Below are 17,198 nucleotides of genomic sequence, written 5' to 3' on the forward strand. Positions count from 1 at the left end.
TGCGGTGGCGACGACAATTCCTCGCCGGCTTCGTCAGGCGGATCGGGCACGAGCAACAACGGCGGCAGCGGCGGGACGCCGACCACGGGCACATCCGGCGGCAATCCGGGCTCGCCGACCGCGTCGAACGTCGACTGTGATCCGATTTACCAGCAAGGCGATACCGTGCAGTTGCACATGTATACGCAAGCGACGTCGCAGAGCCCGTCGGTCGACAACGGCGTGTACACGCGGACTTACGCGCCGGCGACGTTCAACGGCGTGGCGCTCATGCAGCAGGCCGAAACGACGCCCGGTTCGCCGATTCAGACCAATCACTACTACCTCGTCGGCAACGGCGTACGCACGAACTACGGCGGCGAGGTTTACAGCGGCAGCACGCTCGTGTTGCGGGACGTGAACTCGCCGCCCTATGTCGAGACGATCGGGCTCGCGGGAAGCGAGACGGTGAATTACGTGGATACGCCCGTCGTTCCGTCGGGCGGCGCGCAAACGTCCGTCTCGATCCAGCGGACGTACGTCGCGCGCGAAACGGTCAGCCTCCGCAACGGCAAGGTCTTCGCGAATGCTTGCCACTATCACACCACGGAGACCTTCACCAACTCGGCGTTGACGAGCAACACGACCGCGGACGACTGGCTCGCGCCGGGCGTCGGTCTGGTCAAGTCGGTCGCCAACATCGGCGGCACGCAGATCATCACGCGCGAACTGGAAGCGGCGACGGTGGGCGGCAAGTCGTACTAAAGGTCGGCGCGAGATGGGCGGCGCGGATGGAGAAATCGCGCACCGCGCCGTTCGCCGCGCAAGCCGGCGCCCGACCACACGCCGCGCATCGCCGAGATCGACATTCTCACTCGATCAGGACTGCGAACGCACTGTGCCGAGCCGCTCAAATTGACCGCAGGAACGCGGCGGACACACCCAACCGAAGATCCGACGAAAGCGTGCGCGACCGGGCGATTTCCTTCGTGAGCTGCATGACCGTGCGGCAAGCCAGCGTCAGTTCGCCGTGCGGCGACATGGCGAGTGCAATGAAGCGCGGCACGGACGGATCGACCACCATCGACGCTTGCAACCGGCATTCCCGTTCGAGATTGGCGATCGCGTAAGGGCCCAGCAACGCATGAATGCCGCCATCGGCGACGATGTGCCCCTGCAGACTGAGAGAATCGGCTTCCGCCGCGAAATTCAGCGACACCTGATGTTCGCCCGCGATTTGTTCGAGCCGCTCGCGCCAGCTATTGGGGCGGCAGAAAGAGACCAGCGGAATGCCATCGAGCCTCGAAAAAGCGATCGTGGGCTGACTGGTCAACGGATCGCCTTCCGCCCCCACCAGGTACGTCGCGGCCTCGACCAGATATTCGTCGCCGTTTCTCGGCGTCGGACTATTTCGAAACAGGATGGCGAGATCGACGCTGCCGTTCTCCAGCCAGGTTTCCAGCAACGCTCCTTGACCCTCGCGCACCTGTAACTGCACCAGCGGGTAACGCTCGCGAAGCCGATGGTAAAGGGTGCTGACAAGGGGATGGGCGGTGGAGGGCAGGATCCCGAGCCTGACCACGCCGATCGGCTCGCCCGCCGTGCTGCGGATGTCGTTGGACAACTGCTCCGTGCTGGCAAGCCACGCCCTCACACGCGGCGCGATACGCGCGCCCAACTCGGTCAACACCACGCCGCGCCCAGTCCGTTGAAACAGACGGCCGCCGCAGTACTGCTCGAGCTCGACGATCTGCCGGCTGATGTGAGGCTGGCTGGTCCCGTAAGCAACGGCCGTCTTGCTCAGGCTCCCGAGTTCCGCCGCGTCGATGAACAGCTTCCAGGCCGCATAGTCCACCGCGAAGCCTCCCGTAGATATGTCAAATCAGTATAGCTGAAATGCGCAATTACGCCGTTCTCGCATGGGTCGTGCTTCCCTACACTGCAACGCATGCACCGTCGTTCCGGTTCGATGCGAAACGGACGGCGGGCTCTCCTCCCGGAAAGAGGAGCGGAAAAGCTCACATTTGGAGACGTCATGAAAGCGATCGATCTGCGCGGTTTGGTCCCGGCACCCGTTACCCCTTTCACCCACGAGGGCGCGGTGGACCATGCGGCAATTCAACGGCTGGGCGCGTGGCTTGGCGGCATCGAAGGCGTCAAAGGCCTGACGGTGCTCGGACATGCCGGCGAAGGCACGTTCCTCTCGCAGAAAGAACAGGCTCAAGTCATCGAAAGCTTCGTGAAGTCCGTCGACGGCAAGATTCCGGTGATCGCCGGTATCACGCTCGAAGGCACGGAAGTGGCGGTGGAAGAGGCGAAGCGCGCGGTCGAGGCCGGCGCGTCGGCCGGTCTGGTCTATCCGTCGCACGGCTGGCTGCGCTTCGGCTATCAGAAAGGTGCGCCGCAGGATCGCTACCGCGCCATCCACGAAGGCAGCGGGCTGCCGCTCATCCTGTTCCAGTACCCGGACGCCACCAAGGCGACCTACAACCTCGACACGCAGCTGGAGATCGCCGCGCAACCGGGCGTCTTCGCGATGAAAAACGGCGTGCGCAACATGCGTCGCTGGGACGTCGAGATTCCGATCATCCGACGCGAGCGTCCGGAACTGCAAATCCTCACCTGCCACGACGAGTATCTGCTCCACACGATGTTCGACGTCGACGGGGCGCTCGTCGGCTACGGCAGCCTGGCTCCCGAGCCGCTCGTCGAACTGATCAAGGCGGGCAAGGCGAAAGACTACGCGGCCGCCCGCGCGATTCACGATCGCCTGCTGCCGGTGACGCGTAACGTGTATCACCGCGGGTCGCACATGGAAGGCACCGTCGCGCTCAAGCACGGTCTGGTGGCCCGCGGCATCCTCCAGCACGCGACCGTGCGCTCGCCGCTGCTGCCGCTCGCGCCAGGCGCGGACGTCGAAATCGCGGACGCGCTTCGTTCGGCCGGCCTCGTCGACTGACTCGGGCGTGGCCCGTCCATAGCCGGATGACGACGGCGCAGCGCCGTCCGCTTGCCGTCGGCGTCGAGCAGTCGGGGCGGCGCGCGAAACCGCGTCGCGCACGCCGCCGCCGACAGGCTCGGCAAATGATAAAAAGGGCGCCGATGTCGCGGAAAACCACCAAGAAACGTGACCGGTGCCGCACAACAAGAAGCAAGCCGAAGGTTCATAAAATGCAGCTTTTCAGGAGACAGCATGAACACCCCTTCGACCGCCTGCGGCGTCGACCTTGGTCGATCCGCGAGCGAAACGCGTCCCATGAGCGAGCAACTGCGGGCGGCGAACCTGCTGTTCCGCATCGAGAACGTGCCGTTTTGCAAGTGGCACACCCGGGCACGGATCGTCATGGGCAGCGCGACCCTGTTCGATGCGTTCGACGCACTGTCGCTTGCTTTCGTGCTGCCCGTACTGGTGGGGCTCTGGCATCTTTCTCCCGGCCAGATCGGCGTGCTGATCGCTGCCGGCTATCTTGGGCAGGTCGTCGGCGCGTTGGTGTTCGGCTGGCTGGCCGAGCGCCTGGGGCGCGTGCCGAGCGCCACCATCGCGGTGGGCGTCATGTCGGCCATGAGCGTCGTATGCGCGTTCACCGGCAGCTTTCACATGCTGTTTCTGATGCGTTTCCTGCAAGGCATCGGTGTGGGCGGAGAAGTGCCCGTGGCCGCCACGTACATCAACGAGCTGTCTCAAGCGCACGGCCGCGGACGCTTCTTCATCCTGTACGAACTGATTTTCCCGTTGGGCCTGCTCGCGGCCGCGCAGCTCGGTGCGTTCGTCGTCCCGCGCTTCGGTTGGGAAACTATGTTCCTGATCGGCGGGATTCCCGGCATGGTCGTCGCGATCCTGATCGCACGCCTGCCGGAATCGCCGCGCTGGCTCGTTTCACGCGGGCGGTTCGATAAGGCCGAGCGCATCATCGAGCGGCTGGAAGCCAGCACGACGAAGCGCAACCTCGACACGCAGACTCAAAGGGCCGAGGTGGACGCGCGCGTGTCGGGCCTTATGACCGGACGACAGTCGAAGCGGAAGGGAACGTGGAAGGAACTGTTCTCGCCGTTCTACCGGGGCCGCACCGTCGTCGTGTGGCTGCTGTGGGCGAGCGCTTATTTCGTGGCCAATGGCATCAACAACTGGCTGCCGAGCCTCTACAAGACGGTCTACCATCTGCCGCTGCAAGCGTCGCTTCAGATGGCGTCGATCTCGAACGTCCTGAGTACGTGCGGCGTGCTTGCCTGCGCGCTGCTGATCGATCGGGTCGGACGCCGCCGGTGGGCAATGGCCTGCTTCATCATCAGCGCGGCCCTGCTCGCCGCACTGGGCATTCATGGCGCGGGCAGCGCGTGGTCCGTGATGTTGCTCGGATCGTCGGCCTATGCGGTGATGGCCACGACCACGGTCCTTCTGTACCTGTACACCCCTGAAATCTATCCCACCCGGATGCGCGCGATCGGCACCGGTCTCGCGACTTCGTGGCTGCGCGCGGCGTCTGCCGCCGCGCCGGCGATCGTCGGCGTCGTATTGACCGGAAGAGGCATCGCCGCGGTATTCGTCATGTTTGCCGTGGTCAGTGCAGTGGGCTTCGTCGTCGCCGCGCGCATGGTCGAGACGACCAATCGTTCGCTCGAAGAGATTTCCCCGTAGTCACTTGCATGCCTGACGGCGCCTTTCCCTGAGAAGCCTCGAGGGAAGGCGTTTCGTCGCTCGTCACGCCCGTGGCTTCAGCGACATGCTCGCAACAAGCGCCGCCGTCAAAGAGTAGTCCATCAGTACTGCTGACAGGATTGCCGCGGAAAAGGCCGCTCAAAAAATATGAATGGAGACAACCGAAATGAAAAAGACACGACACGTCGTGGTGCGCGTGGCCGCCCGGCGCGTTGTCGGTACGCTCGGCGCGACGGCGATATTCGGCGCCGGTCTGATATGGACCTCCGGCGGCGCACACGCAGACAGCGGCTCCCAGGTTCAGCTTTATGGCCTCATCGGCACCTACGTCGGGAGCATCAAACGCAGCGACACGCCGCGGTCCACGGTACTGATGGGAAGCGGCGGGCTGACCACGTCGTTCTGGGGAATCCGCGGCACGGAAGATCTTGGCGGCGGCGTCGGCGCCATTTTCGTCCTCGAAAGCTTCTTTCAACCCGCCAACGGCGCGCTGGGACGCAGTGCGGCGGACCCGTTCTGGTCGCGCAATGCGTACGTGGGCTTTCAAGGCGACTTCGGCCAGTTGACCTTCGGGCGACAAAGAAACCCGGCCTATACGGCCGAATCCGTCGTCAATCCGTTCGGATCCTCGACCGTCTTCTCTCCACTCGTCCTGCAGACGTTCGTGACCAACTATGGCGGGACGATCATCGGCGATACGGTGTGGAACAACACCGTCAAGTACACGACGCCGGACTTCAACGGGTTCGGCGCCACCGTCATCTATGGTCTTGGCGGCGTGGCGGGCTCGCCTGGCGTCGGTAACCTCGGCGTTCACTTGAACTATCGAGGGCACGGTCTCACGGCCGTGTTGTCGGGCCAGCGCGTGCGCTATACCGCGGCAGGGCCGGTCGGCGCGCAGTACGCCTATCTGGCGGGCGCGGCATACGACTTCAAGATCGTCACGCTCTACGGCGCGTGGGCGATGACAAGCGACGCGCGTACGCCGACCGGCAGCCACACTTACGAGGCGGGTGTGTCGATCCCGTTGTCGCCGGCCGACTTCCTGCTTGCAGAGTGGGCGCGCACGAAGCGGTCCGGCCCGACCGAAGCGGCCCGCAGCCTGCGGAACACCGCGTCTGTCGGCTACAACCACCTGCTGTCGAAACGCACGGACATCTACGCGATTTACTCCTACGACAAGCTGAGCGCTCGCCCCACCGGCAACACGTTCGTGGCCGGCATTCGCCACACGTTCTGATTCCGTCCCGCCTCCTCCAGCGCCCCGCAGCGCTAAATCCTTCCCTGAACGGGAGGGCGCGTTTATGATCCGCCGCTGCAAGCGGTCGTCGTCGGAATCGCCCGACGCGTCACACCACCGGTCCATTCCTTCGGACACCGCTTTCCGTTTGTGCCCAACTTTCCCGCGAATCCGCGAAGCCCCCGGCTGGCCGGGGGTCTCGTTACGCCAAATCGAAAGCGATCTGTAAATAACAATGCTGCCGACAAGTTATAACGCGTTGCTCGTTCTTCTTTCGCTCCTGATCGCCATCCTGGCGTCCTACACCGTGCTGGACATGGCCGGGCGTATCAAGACGGCCGGCGGGCGCGCCGCACATGGGTGGCTGGTAGGCGCGGCCAGCGTGATGGGGGCGGGCATCTGGTCGATGCATTTCGTCGGCATGCTGGCCTTCGCGTTGCCGATTCCACTGGGATACGATCCGGCCATGACGGTGCTTTCGTTGCTGATCGCCATCGGCTGCTCCACGGTTGCGCTGTGGCTCGTCTGTCGGGGCACGCTCAGGTGGCACCGGCTCGGCGGCGGCGCGATGTTGATGGGGACTGGCGTAGCGGGCATGCATTACACGGGCATGGCGTCGATGCACATGTCGCCGGGCATCCGGTACGACCCGTTGCTCGTCTGCCTGTCGGTCGCGATTGCCGTCATCGCATCGGGCGCCGTGCTGTGGATCGTATTCATTCGGCGAACCGGTTCGTCTCGCGTGCGCCTGCTCAATCTGGGGGCGGCGGTCCTGATGGGCGCCGCCATCGCCGGCATGCACTATACGGGAATGGCGGCCGCCCGGTTCCCGCTGGGCAGCATCTGCGGGGCCGCCGGCTCCAGCATGGATCCCGGCGGGCTGGCGCTCGTCATCGTCGTGGCCACGTTGGCGATACTCGCCATCGCGCTGATCGTTTCGGTCCTCGACCTGCGTCTGGAATCCCGCACGGCGGTACTGGCGACCTCGCTGGCCGAAGCGAACCAGGAGCTGACGTATCTGGCGCTGCACGACACCCTCACCAAGCTCCCCAACCGCGTGCTGCTCGAAGACCGGATCGACCAGGCGATCCAGAGCACTGACCGCGAGCACGGGTGTTTCGCGCTGATGTTCATGGACCTCGACGGATTCAAGGCCGTCAACGACGCCTATGGTCATCATGTCGGCGATCTGTTGCTGGTCGACGTGGCTCGGCGCATCGGCGCGAACCTGCGCTCGCAGGACACGATTGCCCGTCTGGGCGGCGACGAGTTCGTGCTCGTCGTGGCCGTGAACGAGCCCGCCGACGCGGCTGACGTGGCGGACAAGGTATTGGCGGTGATTCGGGCGCCGTTCCACGTGTCCGAACACGAATTGCGCGTGTCGGCCAGCATCGGTATCGCGCTCTATCCCGGCAACGGCAGCGATTTCCGCGAGCTGATGACCAATGCCGATGCGGCGATGTATCACGCCAAGGCGCTCGGCCGAAACGCGTACTGCTTCTTCGAGGCATCGATGAACGCGAACGTCCGCGAGCACTTGAAAATCGTGCAGGAACTCCGTCTGGCGCTGGAGCGGCATGAACTGGTCCTGCACTACCAGCCGAAGTTCGAAGTGCCCGATGGACCGATCGTCGGCGTCGAGGCGCTGTTGCGATGGAAGCACCCGACGCGCGGCCTCATGTCGCCCGATCAGTTCATCTCGATTGCGGAAAAGACCGGATTGATCGTGCCGATCGGCGAATGGGTACTGGACGAGGCCTGCCGGCAGATGCGCGCGTGGCGCGATGCGGGCCGAACCGACTGGACGATGGCCGTGAACCTGTCACCGTTGCAGTTCGGTCACGCGAGCCTGATCCGGGTCGTGGAGGCCGCATTGCAGCGGCACGCGCTGGAGCCGCACTGCCTGACGCTGGAGATCACCGAATCGACCGCGATGCGCGATGCCGACGCCAGCCTGAGAATCCTCCAGCAGCTTCACGACATGGGGGTGCGAATTTCGATCGACGACTTCGGCACCGGTTATTCGAGCTTGCTGTATCTCAAGCGCTTGCCGGCCAGCGAGCTCAAGATCGACCGGGGATTCATCCGGGATCTCGAACACGATACCGAAGATGCCGCGATCATTTCCGCGATCGTCGCGCTCGGTCGGGCACTCGACCTGAAGATCGTCGCGGAGGGCGTGGAAACGACCGCGCAGCAGCAGTTCCTGACCCGGCTCGGCTGCAATTCGCTGCAGGGCTTCTTGCTCGGGCGTCCGATGCCGGCGGATCACTTCGTCGAAGTGACCGCGCAAGGCACGGCGATCAAGAGCATGTGATCCTGAATCGCAACGCGTCGGGATCCAAACTTAAACGAAATGTGATCCCTCGCCGCCGCAAAATTTTGCACAATGACGGCAGCGCGGCCTCCCGCCGCGCTTCGATCCGGGCCGATCGCCCGCCGATCACCGTTATTGAGCCCCGCTCCTACGTGCCGCCGCCCACCGCCATGGACCAACCGAAACGCATCCTGATCGTCGAGGACGACGCCGACATCGCCGACGTGCTGAGCCTGCACCTGCGCGACGAGCGCTACGAGGTCGTGCACAGCGCGGACGGCGCCGAAGGGCTGCGCCTGCTCGAACAGGGCAACTGGGACGCGCTGATCCTCGACCTGATGCTGCCGGGCGTCGACGGCCTCGAGATCTGCCGGCGCGCGCGGGCGATGACGCGCTATACGCCGATCATCATCACGAGCGCGCGGTCGAGCGAGGTGCACCGGATCCTCGGCCTCGAACTCGGCGCCGACGACTACCTCGCGAAGCCGTTCTCGGTGCTCGAACTCGTCGCGCGCGTGAAGGCGCTGCTGCGGCGCGTCGATGCGCTCGCGCGCGATTCGCGGATCGACGCGGGCACGCTCGACGTCGCGGGGCTCGCGATCGACCCGATCGCGCGCGAGGCGAGCGTCGACGGCGCACGCATCGACCTCACGCCGCGCGAATTCGACCTGCTGTATTTCTTCGCGCGGCATCCGGGCAAGGTGTTCTCGCGGATGGATCTGCTGAACGCCGTGTGGGGCTACCAGCACGAAGGCTACGAACACACGGTCAACACCCACATCAACCGCCTGCGCGCGAAGATCGAGGCCGATCCGGCCGAGCCCGTGCGGATCCTCACCGTGTGGGGGCGCGGCTACAAGCTCGCCGCGCCGGGCCAGCGGGACGCATGATGAAGCTCACGCTCACCCGGCGGCTGTCGCTCGTGTTCTCGATCCTGCTGCTCGCGTGCTCGGGCGCGTCGGCGTGGCTGCAGATCCGCGCGAACGACATGCGCGAGAAGGAAGTCGTGCAGGCGCTGTCGCGCGACCTGGCCGCCAACATCGCCAACAGTGCGCCGCTGATGGACGCGAACGGGCTGCGCCCCGACGCCGTGCGCACGCTGTTCGGCCAGTTGATGGGCGTGAACCCGAGCGTCGAGGTGTACCTGCTCGACAACGCGGGGCGCATCAAGGGCGACGACGCGCCGCCCGGCCACGTGAAGCGCGACCGCGTCGATCTCGCGCCCGTGCAGCGCTTCATCGCGGGCGAGCCGCTGCCGATCCTCGGCGACGATCCGCGCAGCCCGGACGCGCGCAAGGTGTTCAGCGCCGCGCCGCTGCAGCGCGCGGGGCAGCCGCCGTCCGGCTACATCTACGTGGTGCTGCTCGGCGAGGCGCATGACCGGCTCGCCGCGCGCGTCGACGCCGGCAACGTGCTGCGCACGACGCTGTGGTCGATGGCGATCGTCGCGCTGCTCGGCCTGCTCGCGGGCCTCGTCGCATTCGGCTTCATCACGCGCCCGCTGCGCCGGCTGACGGCCGCGATGCGCGACTTCGACGCGAACGGTGCGCCCCGCGCGCCGGGTGGGGCCGACACGCTCAACACGCCCGACACGCCGCCGCCGGTGCTGCACTTGCCGCCGGGCCGCCGCGGCGACGACATCGCGGTGCTCGAATCCGCGTTCGCGCAAATGGCCGACCGGATCGGCGACCAGTGGCGCGCGCTGACGCGTCAGGACCAGCAGCGGCGCGAACTGATCACGAACATCTCGCACGACCTGCGCACGCCGCTGACGTCGCTGCACGGCTATCTGGAGACGCTGTCGCTGAAGGCCGACACGCTGCCCGAGCCCGAGCGGCGGCGCTACCTGTCGATCGCGCTCGCGCAGAGCGCGAAGGTCGGGCGGCTCGCGCAGGCGCTGTTCGAACTCGCGCGGCTCGAATCGGGCGGCGTGCAGGCCGAGCGCGAGCCGTTCTCGCTCGTCGATCTCGTGCAGGACGTGTTCCAGAAATTCGAGCTGGCCGCGCAATCGCGCGGCGTCGCGCTGCATGCGCGGATTCCGCCGCGCGTGCCGGTCGTATCGGCCGATCTCGGGATGATCGAGCGCGTGCTGACCAACCTGCTCGACAACGCGCTGCGGCACACGCCTTCGCACGGCGAGGTCGAGATCGCGCTGGAGACGCACGGCGATCGCGTGATCGTGACCGTGTCGGATACCGGGGAAGGGATTCCGGCCGCACGGCGCGAAGGGCTGTTCCAGCGGCCGCAGCGGCCGATGAGCGGCGGCACCGCGACGAGCGGCGGGCTGGGCCTGCTGATCGTGCACCGGATGCTGGCGCTCAACGGCAGCGGCATCCGGCTCGTCGACCGGGAAGGGCGCGGTGCGGTGTTCGAGTTCGCGCTGGCGGTCGCGTCGCCGGCGGCGGGCGACGGTACGCGCTGACCGCGCTCGGCAGGCGCTACTTGCCGCGCTTGCGCCGCACGTCGCTCGGCGTCGTGCCGGTCCAGCGCTTGAACGCGTGACGGAATCCCACTGCATCGCTGAAGCCCAGCGTCAGCGCGATATCCTCGGTGCTGAGCGTGGTCGTGCCGAGATAGTCGATCGCGAGCGCCTTGCGCACGCTCGTCAGCAGTTCGCTGTACGACGTGCCTTCGGCTTCGAGCTTGCGGCGCAGCGTGCGCGACGTCATGCACAGGCGCTCGGCGATCGCGTCGATGTCCGGGAATTGTCCCGGCGTGCGGGTGAGCTCCTCGTACACGCGTCGCGTAATGCCCGACTGGCTGCGTAATGCGTCGAGCAATTGCGCGCAGTGCGACGACACCTGCGCGGCCGTGATCGGATTCGCGAGCTGAGGCGCGCGCGCGAGCCATGCCGCCGGATAGCTGAGCACGTGATGCGGCTGGTCGAACGCGATCGGGCATTCGAGCGCGTCGGTCAGCAGCGCCCCGTGCGGCGGCCGCGGCTGCGCGAACTGCGCGCGCGCGGGCACGCACCACGCACCCATCACGTCCTTGATGATCGTCACGTGCAGCGCGAACTGCATGTCGATCAGGAAACGGTACAGCGGCTCGTCGAGATCGGGCAGCGCGACTTCGTGGCGGTCCGGAAACAGCCACGATGCGGTATCGCCCTGTTCGACCCAGCGGATCGGCAGCATGCCGTTCGCGAGCCGGTGATATTTGACGGCCGAATCGAACGCGCGCGCGAGCGATTCGGAGCACAGCATCGCGTAGCCGTACATGCCGTAGCTCGACGCGCGCAGCAGGCGGCCGACGCGTACGCCGAGGTCGGTGCCGTCGTACCGGCCGACCGCATTGCGCGCGGCCGTCAGGAACTGCAGCGGCGACGTGAGCGTGAACGGGTCCGCGACGTCGGCCGGCGCGAGGCCGGTGCCGGCGAGCACCGTCGCCGGGTCGAGGCCGGCTTGCGCGGCCACGTCGACGAGCACGGCCAGCTTGGCCGGCGTGAAGCGCTGCTCGCGCAACGCGTGGGCGGCGGCGGCGTCCGGCAGCCCGGTAGGCTGGGCATGGGGAGGTTTCGAGAGCGCACTGCGCGGCATGACGGGGATCCTGCGTCCGAATCGATATCGTTGACGGCACGCAATTCTGCTCGGGAACGGTCCCATTCGCCACCGGGTTCACCCTGATGCACCGACGGAGCTGCCCGGGCGGACAGGCGTTCGCCGTGCGATGTTGCGCAGGCACGCGCCTCGCCTGTCCGTTTCGATCATGTTTTCGGCCGCCCGGATCATTTGCAAAGCGCGTCGTGCGCGCGATAGTCGCCGATCAGGCGGCGGCCCGCGTCCTTCCGGCGTGCAGGCCGCCGTGCGAACGGCACGCAGGCTGGCGTGCCGTCCCCAGAGGAGTGAGACATGACGAACAGACACTGGACCGGGTCGTATGGCCCGATCCCCGCCGAGATCGACGCCGATCGCCATCCCTCCGTCAGCGCGCTGCTGGACGACGCGATGCGCCGCTTCGCCGACCGCCCGGCGTTCCATGCGTTCGGCCGCACGCTCACCTATGCCGACGTCGAGCGCCTGTCGAGCGCGCTGGCCGCGTATCTGCAGCAGGTCGTCGGCGTGCGCAAGGGCGATCGCGTGGCCGTGATGCTGCCCAACGTGCTCGCGTTTCCGGTCGTGTTCGTCGCCGTCGCGAAGATCGGCGCGGTCCAGGTCAACGTGAATCCGCACTACACCGCGCGCGAGCTCGAGCATCAGCTCAACGACGCGGGGGTCGAGGTGGCGATCGTCTGCGGCGGGTCGATGGGCACGTTCGCGGACGTGGTCGGCGGCACGCGCGTGCGCACCGTGCTGAGCGTGGCGCGCGACGATCTCGGCGTCGTCGATGCGCCGGCCGGCGCGTGCGACGCGCTGCCGCCCGGTTCGACCGCGCTCGCGCACGCCATCGCCGCCGGCGAATCGCTCGCGTGCGAGCCGGTTGCGCAAAGCGGCGCGGACCTGTTGCTGCTGCAATACACGGGCGGCACGACCGGCCTGTCGAAGGGCGCGGCGCTGTCGCATCGCAACCTCGTCGCGAACGTCGCGCAGTTCGCGGCGATCGTGCCGGACGCGCGCCAGCCGGGCGAAGAGGTCGTCGTCACCGCGATCCCGCTGTATCACATCTTCGCGCTGACGGTGAACTTCCTGTCCTACTTCGCGATCGGCGCGCAGAACTGGCTCGTCGCGAACCCGCGCGACATGGACGGGTTCGTCGACGTGCTGAAGGCCGCGCGGCCGACCGTGTTCGTCGGCGTGAACACGCTGTACGCGGGGCTTGCCGGCCATCCGCGGCTGAAGGAGGTCGACTGGTCGCGGCTGAAGCTGTCGGCCGGCGGCGGCGCGGCGGTGATCGACGTGATCTCGTCGCGCTGGAAGGCGGTGACGGGTAATTTCATCCGCGAAGGCTACGGGCTGTCGGAAACGTCGCCGGTCGTGTCGTTCAACCCGCAGTCGATCGACCGGTTCACGGGCACAACGGGCCTGCCGCTGCCGTCAACCGACGTGAAGCTGCTCGACGACCAGGATCGCGAGGTGGCGATCGGCGAAGCGGGCGAGATCTGCGTGAAGGGGCCGCAGGTGATGAGCGGCTACTGGCAGAAGCCGGACGCGAATGCGGCCGCGTTCACCGCGGACGGCTATTTCCGCACCGGCGATGTCGGCGTGTTCGACGCGGCCGGCTTCCTGCGGATCGTCGACCGCAAGAAGGACATGATCATCGTGTCCGGCTTCAACGTGTATCCGAACGAGGTGGAGGCGGTCGCGACCGCGCTGCCGGGCGTCGCCGAATGCGCGTGCATCGGCGTGCCGGACCCGCGTACGGGCGAGGCCGTCAAGCTGTTCGTGGTGCTGGCGCCGGACGCCGACGTGACCGAAGCGCATCTCGTCGCGCATTGCCGCGCGAGCCTGGCCGCGTACAAGGTGCCGAAGCTCGTGCGCTTCGTCGACCGGCTGCCGAAGTCGACGGTCGGCAAGATCCTGCGCCGGGAACTCAGCCGCACCGACTGATGACGGCGCCGCGACCCGCCGCGCGGCCGCGGCTGCGCGGCGCGGTGTGCGTGGAAAGCCCCGAAGGTGGCGCGCGGGCCGCTCAAGTACAATGCGGTCGGTTCGATCGACGGGGACGCGATGACCGGCTCAGATTCACTTTCCGCCCAGCCCGGGCGTGCGCTGCCGTCGCCGAGCGCGACGGTGCCGATCTCGCTCGTCAACGGTTTTCTCGCGAGCGCGGGCGTGCAGCGCGACGTGGTCGAGCGCTACCTGCGCGGCGCCGGCATTCCGATCGAGCTGCTCGGCGAGCCGCATGCGCGCGTGACGGAGGAGCAGTTCTCGACGCTGTACCGCACGCTCGCGATCGACCTCGACGACGAGATGCCCGGCATCTTCTCGCGCCCGTTGCGCGGCGGCACGCTGAAGTACCTGTGCCTGAGCCTGCTCGATGCGCGCAACCTCGAAACGGCGCTGCATCGTTTCGGGCAATTCTTCCATATCCTGCTCGACGATTTCTTCGTCGAATCGAAGCGCGACGAACTCGTCGCGCAGGTGCTGCTGCGCCCGAACGACGCCATCGGACCGATCGGCGCGCTCGGCCAGGAGCTGATGCTCAAGCTCGTGCACGGCGTGTGCTCCTGGCTGATCGGGCAGAAGATTCCGCTGCTGCAGATCGAGTTCGCGTGCCCGCGGCCGCGCCATGCGGTCGATCACCTGTACTTCTTCACCGGGGCCGTGCAGTTCGACTGCGCGCGCACGCTGATGCGCTTCAGCGCCGATTACCTCGACGCGCCGATCCGGCAGAGCAAGCGCAACCTGCGCAAGTTCCTCGCACGCGCGCCCGGCGACTGGATCTTCGAATCGTTCAGCGAACAGCTCGTGTGCCACCGGGTGCGGCAATACCTGTCGGCGGCGCTGCCGGATCTGCCCGTGATCGATCAGGCGGCCGAGCACCTGCATTGCTCGGTGCGCACGCTGAGCCGCCATCTGGCCGCCGAAGGGACGACGTTCCAGGTGCTGAAGGACGAGCTGCGGCGCGATGTCGCGATCCAGCGGCTGACCGATACGCCCGACACGATCGCAGCGATCGGCGCCGATATCGGCTTCGACGATCCGAGCGCGTTTCATCGCGCGTTCCGGCACTGGACGGGCAGTACGCCGGGGACGTATCGGCGCCGCGCGTGACGCCGGAGTGGGGCCGGGTGTCGCTGATTCGCGGTTTCACGGGTTCACGGATCGCATCCCATAACCGGCTCCTTGGCGGTATTCATGGCCGGTTTTTCAGAGGACACTCCCATAACCGGCTCCCTTTGCCGCTTCGAGCCGGGGAGACGCGCGTGCACCCGGCCGTTTTTTGGCGCGCGTTGCCGCCATTGTCGAGACGGACGGATCGGGCGCCGACGCCCGCCCGGCGGGCTTTACCGCCGCGCGCAAGGGCCGCGTGCGGCGTGCGCCGTGGCCGGTTTTGTCACCATGTGGGCCGGATATGACAATGGGAATCGGGATCCCCGGCGTTAGGATGGCCCATCGCGTCGCCCGGCACTGGCCGGTTTTGCCGTACCGGCCCCCGTGGCGCCCCTATTCACCGCCTGAATGGAACATCGACCATGAGCTATAACGCCCCCGTCAAGGACATGCTGTTCGTGCTGAAGGAACTCGCAGGCATCGACGCCGTCGCGCAGTTGCCGGGCTTCGAGGATGCGGGTGTCGACACGGCGCAGGCCGTGCTCGACGAATCCGCGAAATTCTGCGGCGAGGTGCTGGCGCCGCTGAACGTCGAAGGCGACCGCAACCCGAGCAGCTGGAAGGATGGCGTCGTGACCGCGACGCCGGGCTTCGGCGCAGCGTTCCGTCAGTTCGTCGAGGGCGGCTGGCAGGGGCTGCAGCATCCGGCCGAATACGACGGCCAGGGCCTGCCGAAGCTGATCGCGACGCCGTGCATCGAGATGCTGAACGCATCGAACCTGTCGTTCGCGTTGTGTCCGCTGCTCACCGACGGCGCGATCGAGGCGCTGCTGACGGCCGGCACCGACGAGCAGAAGCAGCGCTACGTGCCGAAGCTGATCTCCGGCGAATGGACCGGCACGATGAACCTGACCGAGCCGCAAGCCGGGTCGGATCTCGCGCTGGTGCGCTCGCGCGCGGAGCCGCAGGGCGACGGCACGTACAAGGTGTTCGGCACGAAGATCTTCATCACGTGGGGCGAGCACGACATGGCGGACAACATCGTCCACCTGGTGCTGGCGCGCACGCCGAACGCACCGGAAGGCGTGAAGGGCATTTCGCTGTTCATCGTGCCGAAGTTCATGGTCAACGAAGACGGTTCGCTCGGCGCGCGCAACGACGTGCACTGCGTGTCGATCGAGCACAAGCTCGGGATCAAGGCGAGCCCGACCGCGGTGCTGCAATACGGCGATCACGGCGGCGCGATCGGTTACCTGGTCGGCGAAGAGAATCGCGGCCTCGAATACATGTTCATCATGATGAACGCGGCGCGCTTCGGCGTCGGGATGCAGGGGATCGGCGTGGCCGACCGCGCGTACCAGAAGGCCGCCGCATTCGCGAAGGAACGCGTGCAGAGCCGCCCGGTGGACGGCTCGGCGAAGCAGTCGGTGACGATCATCCATCACCCGGACGTGCGCCGGATGCTCGGCACGATGCGTGCGCTGACCGAAGGCGCGCGCGCGCTCGCCTACGTGGCCGCCGCGCACAGCGACATGGCGCACCGCCATTCGGACGAGGCGACGCGCGCGCGTCATCAGGCGATCTACGAATATCTGGTGCCGGTCGTGAAGGGCTGGAGCACCGAGATGGTGAACGACGTGGCGAGCCTCGGCGTGCAGGTGCACGGCGGGATGGGCTTCATCGAGGAAACCGGCGCCGCGCAGTACTACCGCGACGCGCGGATCCTCGCGATCTACGAAGGCACGACCGCGATCCAGGCGAACGACCTCGTCGGCCGCAAGACGCTGCGCGACGGCGGCGCGGTCGCGAAGGCGCTGATCGCCGAGATCGGCGACACGGTCGCGGCGCTCGGCAAGCTCGACGGCGCGGCGGCCGCATCGATGAAGGCGCAACTGGAGAAGGGGGCGCGCGCGTTGTCGGCGGTGGTCGACTACGTGCTGGCGAACGCGAAACAGGACCCGAACGCGGTGTTCGCGGGCAGCGTGCCGTACCTGAAGCTCGCGGGCGTCGTGCTGTGCGGCTGGCAGATGGCGCGCGCACTGCTGGCTGCGCACGCGAACCGCGCGAGCGACGTCGCGTTCTTCGACGCGAAGATCGCGATCGCGCAATGCTATGCGGAGCACGTGCTGGTGCAGGCGGCCGGGCTCGAAGCGTCGATCGTCGGCGCGAAGGGCAACGAGAGCGTGCTCGCGTTGACGGAAGACCAGTTCTGACCGCTGACGGTCGGGACGCAGCAGGAGACAGGATTTTGACCACACAGGACTTGCTCGCGCAGTACGGCCCGCGCGAATCGATGGAATACGACGTCGTGATCGTCGGCGGCGGCCCCGCCGGGCTGTCGGCGGCGATCCG

General features: G+C 66.9%; 11 protein-coding genes and 1 pseudogene. 10 read left to right on the forward strand and 2 right to left on the reverse strand.

Annotated features, from left to right (window positions below; genetic code table 11):
- Positions 1-744: hypothetical protein (locus J8I33_RS33855; protein WP_245172631.1), on the forward strand; the 744-nt coding region annotated here is incomplete at its 5' end.
- A 145-nt stretch (positions 745-889) separates the two neighbouring features.
- On the opposite strand, the gene J8I33_RS33860 is transcribed toward J8I33_RS33855, so the two are convergent.
- Complete coding sequence (locus J8I33_RS33860) at positions 890-1,834, reverse strand: LysR family transcriptional regulator (RefSeq protein ID WP_124557471.1); 945 nt, start codon at positions 1,832-1,834, stop codon at positions 890-892.
- A gap of 180 nt (positions 1,835-2,014) precedes the next feature.
- Between J8I33_RS33860 and J8I33_RS33865 the strand changes: the two genes are divergently transcribed.
- The 6 genes from J8I33_RS33865 (at position 2,015) to J8I33_RS33890 (ending at position 10,615) form a co-directional block, all read left to right on the forward strand.
- Positions 2,015-2,938: a dihydrodipicolinate synthase family protein gene (locus J8I33_RS33865; protein ID WP_209929342.1), complete on the forward strand. Its 924-nt coding sequence runs from the start codon at positions 2,015-2,017 to the stop codon at positions 2,936-2,938.
- Positions 2,939-3,172: 234 nt separating this feature from the next.
- Entirely contained in the window at positions 3,173-4,615 is a 1,443-nt protein-coding gene (locus tag J8I33_RS33870) for an MFS transporter (RefSeq protein WP_209939974.1), read from the forward strand.
- 187 nt (positions 4,616-4,802) lie between these two features.
- Positions 4,803-5,876: a porin gene (locus tag J8I33_RS33875; protein WP_209939975.1), complete on the forward strand. Its 1,074-nt coding sequence runs from the start codon at positions 4,803-4,805 to the stop codon at positions 5,874-5,876.
- Between the two features lie 235 nt (positions 5,877-6,111).
- Positions 6,112-8,193, forward strand: a complete 2,082-nt coding sequence (locus J8I33_RS33880) for a bifunctional diguanylate cyclase/phosphodiesterase (protein WP_209939976.1) — start codon at positions 6,112-6,114, stop codon at positions 8,191-8,193.
- A 170-nt stretch (positions 8,194-8,363) separates the two neighbouring features.
- Positions 8,364-9,083, forward strand: coding sequence for a response regulator transcription factor (locus J8I33_RS33885; RefSeq protein ID WP_050016036.1), 720 nt, complete (start codon positions 8,364-8,366; stop codon positions 9,081-9,083).
- Positions 9,083-10,615 carry a HAMP domain-containing sensor histidine kinase gene (locus J8I33_RS33890; protein ID WP_124631913.1) on the forward strand — a complete coding sequence of 511 codons (1,533 nt, stop codon included), beginning with the start codon at positions 9,083-9,085 and terminating at the stop codon, positions 10,613-10,615. Before J8I33_RS33885 ends, J8I33_RS33890 begins: the two co-directional genes overlap by 1 nt.
- A 16-nt stretch (positions 10,616-10,631) precedes the next feature.
- Here J8I33_RS33890 and J8I33_RS33895 read toward each other — a convergent pair whose 3' ends face one another.
- On the reverse strand, positions 10,632-11,732 hold the full coding sequence (locus tag J8I33_RS33895) for an AraC family transcriptional regulator (protein WP_050016032.1): 1,101 nt from the start codon (positions 11,730-11,732) through the stop codon (positions 10,632-10,634).
- Positions 11,733-12,044: 312 nt separating this feature from the next.
- On the opposite strand from J8I33_RS33895, the gene J8I33_RS33900 reads away from it, so the two are divergent.
- The 3 genes and pseudogenes from J8I33_RS33900 (at position 12,045) to J8I33_RS33910 (ending at position 17,059) form a co-directional block, all read left to right on the forward strand.
- Positions 12,045-13,679 (forward strand): AMP-binding protein, encoded by a 1,635-nt coding sequence (locus J8I33_RS33900; RefSeq protein WP_209939977.1) that lies wholly within the window; start codon positions 12,045-12,047, stop codon positions 13,677-13,679.
- 46 nt (positions 13,680-13,725) lie between these two features.
- Positions 13,726-14,846: pseudogene (locus tag J8I33_RS33905) on the forward strand (AraC family transcriptional regulator).
- A 422-nt stretch (positions 14,847-15,268) separates the two neighbouring features.
- Positions 15,269-17,059: an acyl-CoA dehydrogenase gene (locus J8I33_RS33910; protein WP_209929345.1), complete on the forward strand. Its 1,791-nt coding sequence runs from the start codon at positions 15,269-15,271 to the stop codon at positions 17,057-17,059.
- The last annotated feature ends 139 nt before the right edge of the window (positions 17,060-17,198 follow it).

This window comes from Burkholderia sp. AcTa6-5, assembly GCF_017815075.1.
GTDB classification, from domain to species: domain Bacteria; phylum Pseudomonadota; class Gammaproteobacteria; order Burkholderiales; family Burkholderiaceae; genus Burkholderia; species Burkholderia sola.

Coding starts and splice junctions, on each gene's coding strand:
- J8I33_RS33890 (WP_124631913.1), top strand. CDS start 9,083: ATGAAGCTCACGCTCACCCGGCGGCTGTCGCTCGTGTTCTCGATCCTG.
- J8I33_RS33900 (WP_209939977.1), top strand. CDS start 12,045: ATGACGAACAGACACTGGACCGGGTCGTATGGCCCGATCCCCGCCGAG.
- J8I33_RS33895 (WP_050016032.1), bottom strand. CDS start 11,732: ATGCCGCGCAGTGCGCTCTCGAAACCTCCCCATGCCCAGCCTACCGGG.
- J8I33_RS33880 (WP_209939976.1), top strand. CDS start 6,112: ATGCTGCCGACAAGTTATAACGCGTTGCTCGTTCTTCTTTCGCTCCTG.
- J8I33_RS33875 (WP_209939975.1), top strand. CDS start 4,803: ATGAAAAAGACACGACACGTCGTGGTGCGCGTGGCCGCCCGGCGCGTT.
- J8I33_RS33910 (WP_209929345.1), top strand. CDS start 15,269: ATGAGCTATAACGCCCCCGTCAAGGACATGCTGTTCGTGCTGAAGGAA.
- J8I33_RS33870 (WP_209939974.1), top strand. CDS start 3,173: ATGAACACCCCTTCGACCGCCTGCGGCGTCGACCTTGGTCGATCCGCG.
- J8I33_RS33865 (WP_209929342.1), top strand. CDS start 2,015: ATGAAAGCGATCGATCTGCGCGGTTTGGTCCCGGCACCCGTTACCCCT.
- J8I33_RS33885 (WP_050016036.1), top strand. CDS start 8,364: ATGGACCAACCGAAACGCATCCTGATCGTCGAGGACGACGCCGACATC.